Origin of the sequence: Streptomyces humicola, assembly GCF_024436035.1 — a bacterium.
Lineage (GTDB): Bacteria > Actinomycetota > Actinomycetes > Streptomycetales > Streptomycetaceae > Streptantibioticus_B > Streptantibioticus_B humicola.
In genome coordinates this window covers 35,168-51,769 of sequence record NZ_JANFNG010000030.1, presented here as the reverse complement: position 1 = coordinate 51,769, position 16,602 = coordinate 35,168, and the positions used below count along the sequence as shown (strand labels likewise).

The following is a 16,602-nucleotide window of genomic DNA, read 5'->3' as shown; positions in this document are numbered from 1 at the left end:
GCGGCGGACGGGGAGGCATCCGACGGCTGCCGCAGAGAACTCCGGGAGACTCACACAAGCCGTCGCTCAAGGGATCCGCCATGCCGAACGCGCTCAGGACTCCTGCCGAAGCAGGTACTTCTGGATCTTGCCGGTGGAGGTCTTGGGCAGGGGACCGAAGACGACCGTTTTCGGCGCCTTGAACCGGGCAAGCCGTTCCCGGACGAACGCGATCAGCTCGCCCTCGGTCACGACGGCCCCGTCGTGCAGCGTCACATAGGCCGCGGGTACCTCGCCCCAGCGTTCGTCGGGCCTTGCGACGACCGCCACCTCGAGCACCGCAGGGTGTTCGGCGATCACTTGCTCCACCTCCACGGAGGCGATGTTCTCTCCACCGGAGATGATCACGTCCTTGCTCCGGTCCCGCAGCTCGACGTAACCGTCGGAATGGACCACCCCGAGATCACCCGTGCGGAACCAGCCGTCCAGCACGGCACGCCGGGTGGCGATCTCGTCCTTGAAGTAGCCGAGCATGACGTTGTTCCCTCGCAACGTGATCTCGCCGAGGGTCCGCCCGTCGGCGGGAACCTCCGAGCCGTCTTCGGCCACCACGCGGGCCTGGCACGAGATCATGTTCCCGACCCCCTGCCTCGCCTTGAGCCGGGCCTGCGTGTTTGCGTCGAGGTTGTTCCACTCCGGACGCCAGTCACAGATCATCGCGGGGCCGAACGTCTCGGTCAGCCCATACAGATGCGTCACCTCGAAGCCGAGTTCCCGCATCCGGCGCAGTATTGCCGGGCTGGGCGGTGAACCTCCCGTCGCCACCCGCACGGTCGTCCCGACGGGTTCGGCCTCCGGCGCATACGCCAGCATGGAAAGGACGGTCGGAGCGGCGTTGAGGTGGGTGACCCCCTCTTCGTGGATCAGCCGCCACACCTCGGCGGGCTCCGGTTTCGGCAGGCACACATGAGTGGCGGCGGCCGCCGTCACCGCCCACGGGAAACACCAGCCGTTGCAGTGGAACATCGGCAGCGTCCACAGATGCACCGCCGACGGCGACAACCCGGTGTGCCCCACCATCGCCAGCGCCTGGAGGTAGGCACCACGGTGGTGATACATCACGCCCTTCGGCATGCCGGTGGTGCCCGAGGTGTAGTTGATGGACAGCAGGGACCGCTCGTCGTCGGCCCTCGCCTGACGAGGAGCGGCGCCGGCGAGCAGCTCCTCGTACTCCGCCCCCGCATTGATCGTGAGTGGCGCCGTGTTCGCCCGTGCGAGCGCAGGGCCGACCAGCGGCTCGAACGCCGGGTCGTAGACGAGTACGGCGGCCCCCGAATGGCCGAGGATGTAACCGATTTCGCCCGCGGACAGGCGGGTGTTCATCGCGACCAGTGGTACCCCCGCCCAGGGCACGCCGAAATGCGCCTCGAGCAGTACGTGTGTGTTGGGAGCGAGCACGGCGACCGGGCGGCCGCCGGTGAGCGGGTGGAGCGCACCCGCCAGCTGTCGGCAGCGGCGGTGCAGCTCTGCGTATGTCCAGCGCTGGTCGCCGTCGATCACCGCGACCCGATCACCATGCGCGGCTGCCGCCCTTTCGAGGTATGCGGTCGGGGTCAGTGGCTCGAACGACAGGGCAGCCAATCCGGCGTCGAGATCGGCTCGCATGGATGGCCTCCTTGACCTGTTGACGGACGGAACGACGCCCGGCGCCTCGGACGGCTGCCGGGTGGGTGTGGTCAACCCAGTGCAAACAGCTCCAGCTGGATGGTGTCGGGGTCTCGGAACACCAGGACCGAATAACGGAACGGCTCGGTCATATCGGTGATGGGCGAGTGATCGACGCCCAGCTCGTCCAGCCAGTTCACCCACGAGGTCAGCTCGTCCCGGCCGGCCACGGAGAACGCGATGTGGTCGAGCCCTGTGCGTCGCTCGTCGAAGCGTTCGCCGGCGTTCTCGTCGTGATGGTGCAACCCGATGGCGATTTTGGAGTGCGGGTCGGTCAACAAGACGGCGTACCCCGCGTTCTCGTCCTCGTAATGCGGGAATTTTACCGGAACACGTTCGAGGCCGAAGACGCGCTGATACCACTCGATGCTGCGGTCGATGTCGGTGACGGTCGGCGAAAAGTGGTGCACGCCCTCGATCTTCGGGCGGTTCTCGATGCTCATCGATACCTCGTCATCTCCCGGGGCCGCATACGGGTCAACCTCGATCGAGGACGGTGGCGGCCCTTACCGCGGAAGGACACTAGCCGTCGGGCTGCTTCACGGCTATGCGGAATCCTGCTGCGAATGTGCCCATTCGATGCGAGAACGCGGGCCGGGCGGAGAGCCGGTCGCCGATATCGCCAGGTGCGCACCTCGTGGCGGCCCCGACAAATCCGAATGGGTTGGGGGCCGTGGTTATCACTACGCCCCCGGTCGGTCCCGGTGTTCGCACAACAACTCGGCGCGGGCCCGCGACGGACGGCCCCGGTGGGGCGGCTCGGGGCGGGACGTCCGACCGGGGCGTTCGCTAGCGGTTGGTGCTGCGTCGTGCAACGCCGGTGGAACCCGCAGTATTTCAGCGGTAACCGGCATCGTCACAGCCGCCGCGTTGTCGTAGCTTCTGAGTCATCTGCCGTTACGGGTAGCGCGAACGCCCTCCTCGAGGCCGGGGTCGTACCCGTCGATGACGTCGGAGGAACGCGACCGTGACTGATGCGCTTCACCTGCTCGACGAGACCCACACATCCGGAGACCTGCTCGCGGAGATCCGCACCCGGACCCCGGAGATCGGCGGCAACCTGGGCGGATGGCCGGGGCTGACCCTCTACCGGTTCACACAGCCGACCGCGCCTCACTGGGACGAGGTGAAGTCGTTGTCGTTGTGCATCGTCGCGCAGGGCCGGAAGTGCGTCGTGGTCGACGACCGGGAGTATGTCTACGACGCGTTCAACTACCTCGTGCTGAGCAACAGCCGTCACTTCACCGCCGAGATCCTCGAAGCCACCCAGGCGAAGCCGTTCCTGTCGCTGGTGCTGCAGATCGATCCCAACCTGGTACGGCGCATCTCGGCCGACATCTTCGACCGGCGTACGACGACCTTCGGCCGGCCGCCGCAGGGAAAACCCGAGAGCACGTTCGTCACCCCGCTCGACCGCAGCCTCGTGGGCGCGATGGTCCGGTTCCTCCGCGCCACCGACACCGGAGCGGACCGGCGCGTGCTGGCCCCGGTGTACCTCCAGGAGATGGTGTACCGGGTACTGCAGGCCGAGCAGTATTCCCGGCTCCTGGAAGTGGCGGCCACGGAGGTGGCGAGCAATCCGCTCAGCGAGGTCATCTCCTACGTGCAGGAGAATATGTCACAGCCGCTGACGGTCAGTGACCTCGCGGAGCGGGTGGCGCTGAGTCCGTCGGCGTTCTCCCATCTGTTCCGCGACGTGACGGGGAAGTCGCCGTACCGGTTCGTGAAGGAGATGCGGCTCAACCGTGCGCGAGAGCTGCTGCTCGAGGGCGAGCTGAGCGTCACGCAGGTGTCCCGCGCCGTCGGCTACTCGAGCACTTCGCATTTCATCAACGAGTTCCGCGACCGGTTCGGCGCCAGCCCGCGTGCGTACTGCGACTTCGATTCGCTCAGGAGGGACCTGCGCGTGCGGAAAGCGTGAGCGCGCCGGGCGGGGTGCCCGGAGAAAGGGCACCCCGGCGCTGCCAGTGCCCCGGCAGGCAGCGTTCTCCCCGCCCAGCTCTGCCCCAAGCTGCTTCGAGCAGGGGCCGCACTCGCCGCACCCGCCGAAAGCCCAAGTACGTCCAGTACGAGGACTTCCGGCCGGCACGCCGAGAGCACGCACCGGACGACGCTCCTTGACGGGCAAACGTTGCCTGCCGCGGCGCTAGCGAGCGGCGCCGAGCGTGGCGTGCTCTGCGACGAGCCGGTCGGCGAGGGGAGTGGAGGACGCCGGGTTCTGTCCGGTGTAGAGGTTCCCGTCCACCACGACGTGCGGCTGCCACGGGGTACCGCTCTGCTCGAACCTGCCGCCGGAGCTCAGGAGCCGGTCCTCCAGGCACCAGGCGGCCTTCTCCGCCAAACCCACCTGTGCCTCCTCCGTATTGCTGAAACCGGTCACCCGGCGGCCGGCGAACAGCCAGTTCCCGCTCGCGTCCCGGGCGGGCAGCAAGGCGGCGGGGCCGTGGCACACCGCCGCGACGGACTTGCCCGCCTCGGTGAACTCGCGTAGCAGTGTGCCGAACGCCTCGGACACGGCCAGATCCTCCATCGGGCCGTGCCCGCCGGGCACGAAGACGAAGTCGAAAGCAGCCGCGTCCACCCGGTCCAGGTCCGCCGGCGCGCGGAGTTCGCCGGCGATGCTGTCCAGGTAGGCGCGGAAACGCCGGCCCGGCTCCTCGGAACCGCCGTTCATCGCGGCTGTGAAGCCGGCCTCGTCCGCGGTGGGCACGGCCGCGCCGGGAGTGGCGATCGTGAGGTCGAAGCCGGCCCCCCGGAAGATCTCGTGCGGGACGGCCAGTTCCTCGGGCCAGAAGCCGCACGGGTGCCGGGTGCCGTCTGCGAGCGTCCAATAGTCCACGCCGGACACGGCGAAAAGTACGCGTGTCATGAAAAGCCTCTCTGCTTCGGATGGCTCGGAGGTCTCTCGTTCCGAATGGGGAAACCGGGACCGATGGTAACCGCGCAATGCCGCCGGACAGGCTTCTTCAACCGGAATCCGGTACAGCTCAGCCGGATCACGCACCCTTCGCCGTCGCCGTGTCGGAATACGCACAACTCCCGCAGGAATGTTTGATTCGGCGAACGCGACAGCGCGGATACCGTTCCTCAACGGTCGCCGCTCCCCGCTGGACAGGAGTTGTCATGCCCCGTATTGCTTATCTCGTCTCGAGTGCAAGCGAGATCGCTCTCGCCGACGGCGCCACCCATCCCACCGGCTACTTCGCCGAGGAGGCCATCAAGCCCTACGAGAGGTTCGTCGCCGCCGGAGCCGACGTCGTCGTCCTGACTCCGGACGGTCGGCCGCCGACGGCCGACCCCTACGGGCTCGAGTACTTCTTCCACTTTCCCGAGCAGGACATGGACTTCTTCGCCTCGGTGACCCGTACGTTCCACCACGACCCGGACGACATCCGGATCACGCTGCACCACACGACGGAGCTGGGCCTGGTCGCCGGCCGCCGCATCACCGAGAGGCTCAGGGAACGCGGTGCCACCTTCGCCGACGCGCACGCGCTCGTCAGCAGGGCAGCGAAGATCGCGTGGCGGGAGGATCGCCAACTGCCCGAGGTGATGGTCACCGAGGCACTCGACGGAGGACTGTCCCGGGCGGAGATCCAGGCGGCCGTGGACGAACTCGAGGAGGACGCCCGTGCGCTGTCGGCCGAGCGCGAGGGCAAGCTCGACGCGATCCCCGGCTTCCGCGCCCCGGTCTCGCTGGCAAGCCTGAGCGACTCCCGACTCGGCGAGTTCGACGCGGTGTTCGCCCCGGGCGGGCACGGGCCGATGGTCGACCTCGCGGACAACCCGGACGCCGGACGGCTCTTGAAGATCCTGCACGACAAGGGCGCGCCGATCGCGACGCTGTGCCACGGCCCGGCGCTGCTGCTGTCCGCGCCGGAGCGCGAGGACGGTCAGTGGCTGTTCGACGGCTACCGGATGACCTGCTTCACCGACGAGGAGGAGGACCAGACCGCGCCGGGCCGGATCGGTATGCAGTGGTACCTGGACGCCGCGCTGAAGAACGCAGGCGCCGTGTTCGACGACGCCCCTTCGGCGTGGGTCTCGCACGTCGTGGTCGACCGCAACCTGATCACCGGCCAGAACCCGGGCTCGACCGAGGCGACCGCCGATGCCGTGCTGAAGGCCCTGGGCATCCGGTGACGTTGTTCAGGCGCCGCCCCCGGCCGACCGACACCCAGGAGTGGAAGAAAGTGGACATGACACCGGAACAGACCGTGCAGGCCTTCCTCACCGCGTTCCAGCTCGGTGACGTGGAGACCGCGATGTCCGTAGTGGGCGGTTCAGTACAGGCCGACGTGTTCCCGCTCGGCGTGCGGGCGGGCGGGTTCGACGACCTGCGCGGCCTCCTGGGCGAGATCGTGGCCGCGTTCCCCGACCTGCGCGTGACCGTGCTCAACGTCATCCCGACGGGCTCCGTGGTCACCGTCGAGCTCAAGGTCGAGGGGACCCAGGCCCGCGACTACCTCGGGGTGGTCAACCAGGAGAAGCACCTCGACCTCGACGAGGCGTGGCGGTTCACCGTCGCCGCCGGGCGGATCACAGCAGTCGGCGTGTACTGGTGCCAGGGCCAGCTCTACCGGCGCCTCGCCGTCAAACGGGTCGACCAGATCGCAATCGTGTGAGGACGAAGATGACAACCACGGACATGACGAGTCGCAGCCGGATCGCCGCCCAGGTCGTCTCCGATTTCTTCGGCGCCTACCGGCGCCACGACATCGAGGCGATGGTCGAGAAGTGCACGGACAACGCCGACTTCTCCTACGTCCCCTTCGAACTGTGGGGAAAGCAGCGCGTGCTGCGCGGGGACGGGAAGGTGCGGACCATCGGCAAGGTCATCTGGACCGGGCTGATCAACTCCTTCCCCAACCTGTTCAACGAGGTGCACAGCGTCGATGCGAACGAGCACGGCGACGTCGTGGTGACCTGCGACATCGGGGGCACGCAGCAGATCGCGTGGGCGCTGGCCGCCCCGCAGGGCAAGAAGTTCCGCGAACCCCACCTGTTCCTCTTCCACGTCGACGAGTCGGGACTCATCGACAAGGTGAAGGCCTACTGGAACAACGCCGGCATCAACACCCAGCTCGGGCATCTCGAAGTCGACTGAGAAAGAAACCGAGGGACACCAGATGAGCCTGCTGAGGCGAGAAGAGTGGCAGCACTTCGTCCGCGACGTCGACTGGGCTTTCTCCTACGTCGACGACGAGGCGGTGTATCCGGAATGGCACAGCGGCACCGGAAAGGTGCCGCGGGAGGCCTGGCTGAAGTGGGAGGAGGACTACAAGGTCACCTACCCCGAATACGTAGCGACCCAGCGCGAGAAGGAGTCCGCGGCCTACGCGGTGAAGGCGGCGCTGCAGCGGTCCAGTTCGTTCGACACCCTCGACGAGGGCTGGAAGTCCTCCACCAAGATGCACTTCGGCGGTATTGCCCTCGTCGAGTACGCCGCGATGCTGGGCGAGCTGAAGATGGCCCGCTTCGGGCTCAACGGCGCCTGGCGGAACATGGCCACCTTCGGTCAACTGGACGAGCTGCGGCACTCGCAGATCACCACCTTCTTCGGGCACGAGTTCGTCGGCAAGGACCCGCAGTATGACTGGACACAGAAGACGTTCCACACCAACTGCTGGGTGCCGATCTCGCTGCGGAACCTGTTCGACGGCATGATGATCGCCCCGAACGTGGTCGACCTGGCGATCGAGCTGCCGTTCACCTTCGAGACCGGCTTCACCAACCTCCAGTTCGTCGCTCTGTCGGCGGACGCGCTGCAGTCCGGCGACGTCAACTTCGCGAACATGATCTCCTCGATCCAGACCGACGAGGCACGCCACTCCCAGCAGGGCGGCCCGACGCTGGAGATCCTGGTCGAGCACGACCCGGTGCGCGCCCAGTGGGTCATCGAGAAGAGCTTCTGGGGCTCCGCCCGCGCGTTCGCCGCGCTCACCGGCCCGGCCATGGACTACTACACCCCGCTGGAACACCGTAAGCAGTCCTACCGGGAGTTCATGGAAGAGTGGATCATCGACCAATACATACGGACCATCCAGGACTACGGACTCAAGAAGCCCTGGTTCTGGGACGAGTTCATGCGCGGCCTCGACACCTGGCACCACGCGCTGCACATGGGCCTCTGGTTCTGGCGACCGACCATCTGGTGGCGGCCGAAGGCCGGGGTGAGCAAGGACGAGCGTGAGTGGCTGCGCGAGAAGTACCCGAACTGGGAGGGCGTCTACGGCGACAAGTGGGACGTCATCATCGACAACATCAACGCCAACAACGTCGAGGCGACGCTGCCGGAGACCCTGCCCTGGCTGTGCAACATGTGCCACCTGCCGGCGTGCAACCCGACACAGTCCCGCGACGGCAGCTGGCGCGTACGTGACTGGTCGCTGAAGTACGACGGCAAGACCCACCACTTCTGCACCAACGCCTGTCGGCAGATCTGGTGGAAGGACCGCGACAACGTCAATCACGAGACGGTGATCGACCGGTTCCTGGCCGGCCAGATCCAGCCCATGGACGTCAGCGGCATTCTCGGCTACATGGGCCTGACCCCGGACGTGATGGGCGACGACCCGGACTACGCCGCCTGGACGAAGGACTACGTCGGCCGGTCCGCGACCGGTCTGGCCCTGGCCCCGGCCGAGAGCGAGGAGTCATGACCGACAACTCCACCGCCGAGCGCGACCTGCAGGACCAGCCACCGCAGCTGGTGCCGCTCAACGCGATCTTCGCCACCGACTTCGTCCAGATCCTGGTGCCGGTCACCACCGCGAACACCGTCCGCGAGGTCGCCGCGGCGGTCGCGCACCACGTCGAAGGCAAGCGGGTGCGGGCCCTGCCTCACGAGAAGGTGGTCTTCCACCGCGGCCGGCGTCTGCCCCCGGAGATGACGGTGGCCGAGGCGGGAATCGAGCCGCACGACCACGTCCGTGTCGAGTACGACCTGCCGAAGGGAACGAAGTGAAGAATCCTGTCGGCCCCATCCTGCGCATGGGGGACGAGATCGACAAGGTCGTCGCGGCGATCGAAGACGACAACCCCGGAAAGGAGATCGAGGTCATCGACCGCGGCTCCTACGTCCGGGTGCAGGCAGAGGACCGCATCACCCTCACCCAACAGACCCTGCGCGCCTACCTGGGCGCCGACTACGCGATCCGCTCGCTCGAGGCGATCATGTCCTCGTTCAACGGCCGGATCATCACCACGAGCGACTCGATCACCTGGGAGAAGGTGTCCGCCCGCCGCGACGCCCTGGCGGGAAGGGAGTGACCCGATGACCGTTCCGGCGAAGAAGCCGCGTCCCCGCCGTACGTTCAGCGCCTTCGGCGACGTCCGGAGGATGCCGAGCGAGTACGAGGTGATGACCCACGCCCAGAACTGGACGACCCGGTCGAACCGGCTTGCCGCGTTCGAGCAGAACCCGTCGTCGCCGGCGAACCTGTGGTTCCTCACCTACCGGGAGAACTCGCCACTCCAGGCCGAGGACTGGGAGCAGTTCCGCGACCCGGACTCACTGACCTACCGCGCCTACGTCTCGATGCAGGCCGACGCCGAGGCGAAGACCGGCGGCGTGCTCGAGGAGTACGCCGAGGCGGAGGCGGACCGCGCACTCTTGCCCGGGCAACTGGCCCTGCTGCGTTGTCTGTACACCCCGTCCCGGTACCTGGTCCACGGTTGCCAGCAGATCGAGGCCTACGTCGGGTACATGGCGCCCACGTCCTACATCACGAACGCCGCGGGGTTCGCGGCCGCGGACTTCCTGCGGCGGGTCACGCTCACCGCGTACCGCACCAGGGAGTTGCAGCTCGCCCACCCGGACTCGGGGATCGGCGAGAGTGAGCGGCGGATCTGGGAGACCGACGGGAGCTGGCAACCAGCCCGCCGGGCGATCGAGAAGGCGCTGATCGCCTATGACTGGGGCGAGGCGTTCACGGCGCTCAACCTGGTGCTCGCGCCCACCCTGGACGACGTGCTGATCCGCCAGTTCCGGGAGGTCTCCCGTGACAACGGCGACCAACTGTCGTGGCTGCTGGCCTCGTTCCTGCAGGCGGACAGTGACCGGCGCAACCGGTGGAGCGCCGCACTGGTGTCGTTCTGCGTGGAGCAACAGCCCGGCAACGAGGAAGCGCTGCGGCGCTGGATTCGGCGCTGGACCCCGATCGCCGACGAAGCCGCCGCGGGGCTGGGCGGGCTCCTGCAGACACGGCCGGAGCGCGGTCACGACGCGAGCCAGGTGGCCGCCGGTGCCCGGGCCGCACGCGAGGCCTTCCACGCCAGGGTGTTCGAGGGATTGCGATGAGCAGCGCGATGACCGGTCAGTGGCAGGAAGCCATGGCGCTCGAGGACCTCTGGGAAGGCGAGAAGGAGCCCGTCGAGATCGGTGGCAAGAAGATCCTGTTGGTCAACGTGGACGGTGAGATCCGCGCCTACGAGAACAAGTGTCCGCACCAGGCGTGGGCGCTCGACGAGGCCGACTTCGACGGACAGGAGATCACCTGCATGCGCCACATGTGGGTCTTCGACGCCCGCGACGGCCGGGGCGTCAATCCGGACAATTGCCACCTGACCGCTTTCCCGTGCCGGGTGAACGAGGACGGCATGATCCTGGTGGACGTCGGATGAGCACGCGGCGCTACCTGCTTGTAGGAGGCGGCGTCGCGGCCGCGTCAGCCGCCTCCCATCTGCGCCGGCGCGGGTTCGACGGGCAGATCGCGCTGATCGGCGAAGAGCCGGATCTGCCCTACGAGCGGCCTTTGCTGTCGAAGGGGTTCCTCGCAGGGACCGCGGACTTCGGCGAGCTGCAGGCCCGCGAACCTGCCTGGTACGGCGAGCAGGAGGTCGAGCTCCGGTTGGGCACCCGGGTCGCGTCGTTCGACCCGAGTGCGCGGTCGGTGACGCTGTCCTCCGGCGAGCGGCTGGGCTACGACGCGTTGGTGCTCGCCACCGGCCTACGGCCACGGAAGCTGCCCGGATTCGACGGTGAACGCGTGCACCATCTGCGCACCGCCGCGGACGCGAGGCGGCTGCACGCCGAACTCGCACGGTCGCAGCGCCTTGTCGTCCTCGGCGCGGGCTTCGTGGGCTGCGAGGTCGCCGCCACCGCGGCCGGGCTCGGCAAGCACGTCATCGTGCTCGAGCCGGCCGGCACTCCGCTGGAGCGGGCTCTCGGTTCGGCGATCGGGACCGTTGTGACGGAGGTCCACCGGGAGCATGGCGTGGATGTCCGCCCGGGCGAGTACGCCACCTCGCTCATGCGCACCCGGGACGGGCTCTTGCTGACCACCAACCTCGGCAAGCGGGTGGAATGCGATCTGGTGCTGGTGAGCGTGGGATCCGAGCCCAATGTGGAGCTCGCCGTGCGGGCCGGGCTCGCCACCGGCAACGGGATTGTGGTCGACGAGTACGGACGGACCACGGCGCCCGGGGTGTACGCGGTCGGGGACGTCGCTGCCCAGTACCACCCGGTCTACCGCAGCCGGATCCGCGTCGAGCACCACGACAACGCGCTGCGCCAGGGCGCGAACGTCGCCGCCACGCTGACCGGCGCGAGCGAGGGGCACGCCGACACCTACTGGTTCTGGTCCGACCAGTACGAGCACAGCCTGCAGGCGGCAGGCCGGCCGCGGGATCCGGACGGCCTGGTGATCCGCGGCTCGATGGCGGAGCGGAGCTTCTCCGCCTTCTCCCTGGCCGGCGACCGGATCCGGGGCGTGGTCTCGCTGAACCGACCCGGCGACGTGCTGGCGGTGCGGCGCCTGCTGTTCGAGCCGCACCAGGTGAACGCCGAGCAGCTGCGGGACGAGTCGGTCCCGCTCAAGCGGCTGGTGCCGCGGACCCGCGGGGCGGCCGCCCGAGTCTGATCCCACGACCGGAGAAGGAACCACCATGACCAGTATCGGAGTGTTGACAGTCCACGAGCGGCAGGCCCGGGTCGCTGCGGCCGACGCCAGCGCCGCGCTCGAATCGGTCAGCGGGCTGACGGCCGTCCAGGCCGTGGCGAAGCTGAGGCTCGGCCCCGGCCGGACCTGCGAACCGGTGGCACGACTGATCGACAAGGCACTCGCCCGGGCAGGACGGGCCGGCCTCGGCGCCGAGCAGCTGGTCGTGCTCGGCGGCACTGCGGAGACGGCCGAGGACATCGTCCGGGTCCGCCGCAAGGCACACGGCAAGGCCGACTGGATCAGCAGTCCCACCTCCGACGTGCGGATCGAGCTGCGGCCGGCAGGCCTGCACGGTCTTCCCGGGGATGTCGCTGCAGAGCCGGCCCCGCGGGAGGAAGCGCCACCCGCCCCCCCGGCGGCCGGTCCGCCCGACATCCGTGCCGTCGCGGTCCGTGACGCCCTGTACCAGGTGATCGACCCGGACCTCGGTGTCAACATCGTGGATCTGGGCTTCGTCCGCGACATCCAGGTGGCCGCCGGCGGTGACGCGATCATCACGATGACCCTGACCTCGGCCGCCTGCCCGCTGACCCAGGTGATGCGCGACCAGATCCGCACGGTGCTCCTGGAGGAGTCCCGTCTCGTGACGGACTTCCACATCGAGTGGTCCTGGCTGCCGGCCTGGCGGCCGGCCGACATCAGCGAAGACGGCCGCGATCAGCTCCGCGCCATCGGTTTCACCCACTTCTGACGAGAAAGGACACAGTCATGCCCCACGTGGTCATCGCGACCTGGAAGGCCAAGCCCGGCCGGGCCGCGCGCATCCGGAAGATCCTGGAGACGGTGGCGCCGCTCAACCGCGCTGAGGAAAAGATGCTGCAGTTCGAGGCGCACGTGAGCGCCGAGGATCCGGACACCTTCGTGCTGTACGAGAAGTACACCGACGCGTCCGGTTACGAGGAGCACCGGGAGACCGAGGCCTTCAAGTCCTACGTCCTCGGCGAGGCCCTGCCCGAGCTGGCGGAGCGCAGCGTCACCCGGTTCGAGGTGATCGTCTGACCGCATGATGTTGACGGACAGCGTCTCCTCGTCGGCCTCGCCACAGCCCGCACCGCCGACGGAGAGGGTTCCCAGGTCAGCTCTTCTCCATCCCGGAGTGGCGGTAGGAGTAGCCGAAGTACACCAAGAGCCCGATCAGGAACCACACCGCGAATCGTGCCCACGTCTGCCAGTGCAGAAAGGTGATCAGCCAGAGGGAGAACACCGCGCCGATCCCGGGCACCACCGGCACTCCCGGGCAGCGGAACGACCGGGGCAACTCGGGCCGCCGGTAACGCAGGACGATCACAGACACGCTCACCACCACGAAGGCGAGCAGGATGCCGATGTTCGTCAGCTCGGCAGCCACGGTGATCGGCAGCAACCCGGCGAGGACGGCTGAGGCGACACCGACGATCCAGGTGACACGGGTCGGCACATGGTGCGTCGGATCGGTCTTGGCGAACCACCTGGGCATCAGCCCGTCCCTGCTCATGGAGAACCACACCCGCGTCACCCCGAACATGAAGGTGAACATGACGGTCAGGATGCCGATGATCGCGCCCAGCGCGACCACGTTGGCGATCCCGTTCAGGCCCACAGACTTGAACGCGCTGGCGAAGCCACTCACCGGGTTGATGAACCGGTAGTTCTGCATGCCCGTCAGCACCAGGCACGCGAGGACGTACAGCACCATCGAGATGGCGAGCGAGTAGACGATCGCCTTGGGCATGTGGCGTTGCGCGTCCTTGGATTCCTCGGCGGCGGTGCTCATCGCGTCGTACCCGAAGACCGCAAAGAAAACGGTGGCAGCGCCCGTGAACGCGCCGCCGACGCCGAAGGGGAAGAACGGGTGGTAATTGGCGGTGGTGATGTGAAAGAACCCGACCGCGATCACCAGCAGCACCACCAGCACCTTCAGGGCGACGACGGAGGTCTCGAAGCGGGCCGCGTTCCTGACGCCGCGCGTCAGCAGAAACGCGATGAGCAGGCAGAGCACGGCCGCGAACAGATCGATCCTGCGGCCTGGTCCGGTGCCGGGCGCGCCCTGTATCCACAGCGGCAGGTGCACGCCGAGCTGGCTGATGAGGAACTCGAAGTACCCGGCGATGCCGATGGCGACGACGGCGACGATTGCCGTGTACTCCAGCAGCAGGTCCCAGCCGATGCACCAGCCGACGATCTCGCCGAGCACTGCGTACCCGTAGGTGTAGGCGGATCCGGCCTTGGGGATGAGCCCGGCGAACTCCGCGTAGGAGAGCGCGGCGGCCCCGCTCGCCACCCCGGCGATGAGGAACGAGATGACGACTGCGGGCCCAGCGGTTCTGTGCGCCACCGCTCCGGTGAGGGCGAAGATCCCGGCGCCGATGATGCCGCCGACGCCGATCGCGGTGAGCTGCCACAGCCCGAGGGAGGCGGTCAGCTTCCCGCCCGCCCGTTCCTCCTCGAACCTCTCGGATGTCTCGTCCCGCTCGATCGGTTTGCGGCGCAACACGCCATGTCCGGCCCGGAGCGCGTTCATGAGCAGTCCCTCCGACGACACCTGACGGCGGCCCATCATCGCGATACCGCGGGACCTGCGGAAGCCGCCGCGCGGGGCCGTACGGGCGAACGACGGTCAGCCCACGCGCGACTGCCCGCGGCCCGCCCTGGGCTCACCCAGGTGGGATCCGCGAGTGCCTTCGGATTGAGGACGTCCAGGCCGGCCGGCGCGGGCCGGCCTGGACGTCGTGATCAGATGAGGTCGAACCGGTCGAGGTTCATCACCTTGTCCCACGCCGCGACGAAGTCGTTCACGAACTTCTCCTTCGCGTCATCGCTCGCGTAGACCTCCGCGAGCGCGCGCAGCTCGGAGTTCGACCCGAAGACGAGGTCGGCACGGCTGCCGGTCCACTTGACCTCGCCCGTAGCGGCGTCGCGACCCTCGAACGTGTTCGCGTCCCCGGACGTCGCCTTCCACGTCGTGCCCAGGTCGAGCAGGTTGACGAAGAAGTCGTTGGTCAGCGACCCGGGGGTCGTGGTGAAGGCGCCCAGCGGCGACTGCTGGTGGTTCGCGCCCAGGACGCGAAGGCCACCGACGAGGACCGTCATCTCGGGGGCGCTCAGGGTCAGCAGGTTCGCCCGGTCGACCAGCAGGTACTCGGCCGGCAGCCGGTTGCCCTTACCGAGGTAGTTGCGGAATCCGTCAGCGGTCGGTTCGAGCGCGGCGAACGACTCCACGTCGGTCTGTTCCTGCGACGCGTCCACGCGGCCCGGCGTGAAGGGGACCTCGACGTCGAAGCCGGCGTCCTTGGCGGCCTGCTCGACGGCAGCACACCCGCCGAGCACGATCAGGTCGGCGAGAGAGACCTGCTTGCCGCTGGTCTGGGTGGCGTTGAAGGCTTCCTGGATCGCTTCCAGGGTGCGCAGCACCGTGGCCAGTTGGTCCGGGTCGTTGACCTCCCACCCGCGCTGCGGCTCGAGGCGGATGCGCGCACCGTTGGCACCGCCGCGCTTGTCGCTGCCGCGGAAGGACGAGGCCGACGCCCACGCGGTGGACACGAGCTGGGACACCGACAGGCCCGAGCCGAGGATCCGGCCCTTGAGGGAGGCGATGTCCTCAGCGTCGATGAGCTCGTGCGTCACCGCGGGGAGGGGGTCCTGCCACAGCAGCGTCTCAGTCGGGACCTCCGGGCCGAGGTAGCGCACGATCGGGCCCATGTCACGGTGGGTCAGCTTGAACCACGCCCGGGCGAAGGCGTCCGCGAACTCCTCGGGGTTCTCGAGGAAGCGCCGCGAGATCTGCTCGTAGACCGGGTCGAACCGGAGCGCGAGGTCGGTCGTCAGCATCGTCGGGGCGTGGCTCTTCGACGGGTCGTGGGCGTCGGGGACTGTGCCCGCCCCGGCGCCGTCCTTCGGCTTCCACTGGTGCGCACCGGCGGGGCTCTTGGTCAGCTCCCACTCGTAGCCGTAAAGGATCTCGAGGAAGCTGTTGTCCCACGTCACCGGGGTGTGCGTCCACGCGCCCTCGAGACCGCTGGTGATCGCGTCGCCGCCCTTGCCGGTGCCGTAGGCGTTCTTCCAGCCGAGGCCCTGCTCCTCGAGCGAGGCACCCTCGGGATCGGGGCCGACGTGGTCCGCCGGGCCCGCACCGTGGGTCTTGCCGAAGGTGTGGCCGCCCGCGATCAGGGCGACGGTCTCCTCGTCGTTCATCGCCATCCGGCGGAACGTCTCACGGATGTCCCGGGCCGCGGCGAGCGGGTCGGGGTTGCCGTTCGGGCCCTCCGGGTTGACGTAGATGAGGCCCATCTGGACCGCGGCGAGGGGATTCTCGAGCTCCCGCTCGCCGGTGTAGCGCTCGTCGCCGAGCCAGGTGGACTCCGGACCCCAGTAGACGTCCTCGTCGGGCTCCCAGACGTCCTCACGACCGCCGGCGAAGCCGAAGGTGTTGAAGCCCATCGACTCCAGGGCGACGTTGCCGGCGAGGATCATGAGGTCGGCCCACGAAAGGTTCTGGCCGTACTTCTTCTTGACCGGCCACAGCAGGCGGCGGGCCTTGTCGAGGTTCGCGTTGTCCGGCCAGCTGTTGAGGGGGGCGAAGCGCTGCTGGCCGGCCCCGGCGCCGCCGCGGCCGTCACTGATCCGGTAGGTGCCCGCGCTGTGCCACGCCATCCGGATGATGAACGGACCGTAGTTGCCGTAGTCCGCCGGCCACCAGTCCTGCGAGGTCGTCAGCACCTCCGCGATGTCCCGCTTCACCGCCGGGAGATCGAGGGTCTTGAACGCCTCCGCGTAGTTGAACTCCTCGCCGAGGGGGTTGGCCACGGCGGGGTTCTTGGCGAGGACCTTCAGGTTGAGCCGCTCCGGCCACCACTGGCGGTTTCCGCCGCCCTGAGTCGGGTGCGGGGCACGGCCGTGTGCGACGGGGCAGCCACCTCCGCTCTCCGTCGCCGCGTCTACGACGTTTGCGTCATGGTTCTCGGGCATGGGAATCCTT

Annotated in this window: 17 protein-coding genes; 12 read left to right on the top strand and 5 right to left on the bottom strand. The window is 68.3% G+C overall.

The window, feature by feature from the left end:
• Positions 1-93: 93 nt before the first annotated feature.
• Positions 94-1,644 (bottom strand): AMP-binding protein, encoded by a 1,551-nt coding sequence (locus tag NGB36_RS27185; RefSeq protein ID WP_255923172.1) that lies wholly within the window; start codon positions 1,642-1,644, stop codon positions 94-96.
• Positions 1,645-1,715: 71 nt separating this feature from the next.
• A complete protein-coding gene (locus NGB36_RS27180) occupies positions 1,716-2,147 on the bottom strand; it encodes a VOC family protein (protein WP_255923171.1) in 432 nt (143 codons plus the stop codon).
• A gap of 524 nt (positions 2,148-2,671) precedes the next feature.
• On the opposite strand from NGB36_RS27180, the gene NGB36_RS27175 reads away from it, so the two are divergent.
• Positions 2,672-3,625, top strand: coding sequence for an AraC family transcriptional regulator (locus NGB36_RS27175; RefSeq protein ID WP_255923170.1), 954 nt, complete (start codon positions 2,672-2,674; stop codon positions 3,623-3,625).
• Between the two features lie 225 nt (positions 3,626-3,850).
• On the opposite strand, the gene NGB36_RS27170 is transcribed toward NGB36_RS27175, so the two are convergent.
• A complete protein-coding gene (locus tag NGB36_RS27170; RefSeq protein WP_255923169.1) occupies positions 3,851-4,573 on the bottom strand; it encodes a type 1 glutamine amidotransferase domain-containing protein in 723 nt (240 codons plus the stop codon).
• Positions 4,574-4,827: 254 nt separating this feature from the next.
• Here NGB36_RS27170 and NGB36_RS27165 point away from each other — a divergent pair, with 254 nt between their 5' ends.
• The 11 genes from NGB36_RS27165 to NGB36_RS27115 are packed head-to-tail and all read left to right on the top strand — an operon-like array spanning position 4,828 to position 12,647.
• Positions 4,828-5,847, top strand: a complete 1,020-nt coding sequence (locus tag NGB36_RS27165; RefSeq protein WP_255923168.1) for a DJ-1/PfpI family protein — start codon at positions 4,828-4,830, stop codon at positions 5,845-5,847.
• A gap of 56 nt (positions 5,848-5,903) precedes the next feature.
• Entirely contained in the window at positions 5,904-6,329 is a 426-nt protein-coding gene (locus NGB36_RS27160; RefSeq protein ID WP_255923196.1) for a nuclear transport factor 2 family protein, read from the top strand.
• 23 nt (positions 6,330-6,352) lie between these two features.
• Positions 6,353-6,811: a nuclear transport factor 2 family protein gene (locus NGB36_RS27155; protein ID WP_255923167.1), complete on the top strand. Its 459-nt coding sequence runs from the start codon at positions 6,353-6,355 to the stop codon at positions 6,809-6,811.
• Between the two features lie 22 nt (positions 6,812-6,833).
• Positions 6,834-8,366: a ferritin family protein gene (locus NGB36_RS27150; protein WP_255923166.1), complete on the top strand. Its 1,533-nt coding sequence runs from the start codon at positions 6,834-6,836 to the stop codon at positions 8,364-8,366.
• The gene (locus NGB36_RS27145) at positions 8,363-8,671 is read left to right on the top strand and encodes a toluene-4-monooxygenase system B family protein (protein ID WP_255923165.1); all 309 of its coding nucleotides are present in this window, start codon (positions 8,363-8,365) and stop codon (positions 8,669-8,671) included. The genes NGB36_RS27150 and NGB36_RS27145 overlap by 4 nt, the downstream gene beginning before the upstream one ends.
• Positions 8,668-8,976: an MmoB/DmpM family protein gene (locus NGB36_RS27140; protein ID WP_255923164.1), complete on the top strand. Its 309-nt coding sequence runs from the start codon at positions 8,668-8,670 to the stop codon at positions 8,974-8,976. Before NGB36_RS27145 ends, NGB36_RS27140 begins: the two co-directional genes overlap by 4 nt.
• Before the next feature lie 4 nt (positions 8,977-8,980).
• A complete protein-coding gene (locus tag NGB36_RS27135) occupies positions 8,981-10,006 on the top strand; it encodes a ferritin family protein (RefSeq protein ID WP_255923163.1) in 1,026 nt (341 codons plus the stop codon).
• Positions 10,003-10,329, top strand: coding sequence for a Rieske (2Fe-2S) protein (locus NGB36_RS27130; protein ID WP_255923162.1), 327 nt, complete (start codon positions 10,003-10,005; stop codon positions 10,327-10,329). The genes NGB36_RS27135 and NGB36_RS27130 overlap by 4 nt, the downstream gene beginning before the upstream one ends.
• Positions 10,326-11,567 (top strand): NAD(P)/FAD-dependent oxidoreductase, encoded by a 1,242-nt coding sequence (locus NGB36_RS27125; protein ID WP_255923161.1) that lies wholly within the window; start codon positions 10,326-10,328, stop codon positions 11,565-11,567. The genes NGB36_RS27130 and NGB36_RS27125 overlap by 4 nt, the downstream gene beginning before the upstream one ends.
• Positions 11,568-11,592: 25 nt before the next feature.
• Positions 11,593-12,339 carry an iron-sulfur cluster assembly protein gene (locus NGB36_RS27120; protein WP_255923160.1) on the top strand — a complete coding sequence of 249 codons (747 nt, stop codon included), beginning with the start codon at positions 11,593-11,595 and terminating at the stop codon, positions 12,337-12,339.
• A gap of 17 nt (positions 12,340-12,356) precedes the next feature.
• Positions 12,357-12,647, top strand: coding sequence for a putative quinol monooxygenase (locus NGB36_RS27115; protein WP_255923159.1), 291 nt, complete (start codon positions 12,357-12,359; stop codon positions 12,645-12,647).
• 76 nt (positions 12,648-12,723) lie between these two features.
• Here the strand turns inward: NGB36_RS27115 and NGB36_RS27110 are convergent, their stop codons facing one another.
• Complete coding sequence (locus NGB36_RS27110) at positions 12,724-14,148, bottom strand: amino acid permease (RefSeq protein WP_255923158.1); 1,425 nt, start codon at positions 14,146-14,148, stop codon at positions 12,724-12,726.
• A gap of 212 nt (positions 14,149-14,360) precedes the next feature.
• Positions 14,361-16,592: a catalase/peroxidase HPI gene (katG, locus tag NGB36_RS27105; RefSeq protein ID WP_255923157.1), complete on the bottom strand. Its 2,232-nt coding sequence runs from the start codon at positions 16,590-16,592 to the stop codon at positions 14,361-14,363.
• Positions 16,593-16,602: the final 10 nt, after the last annotated feature.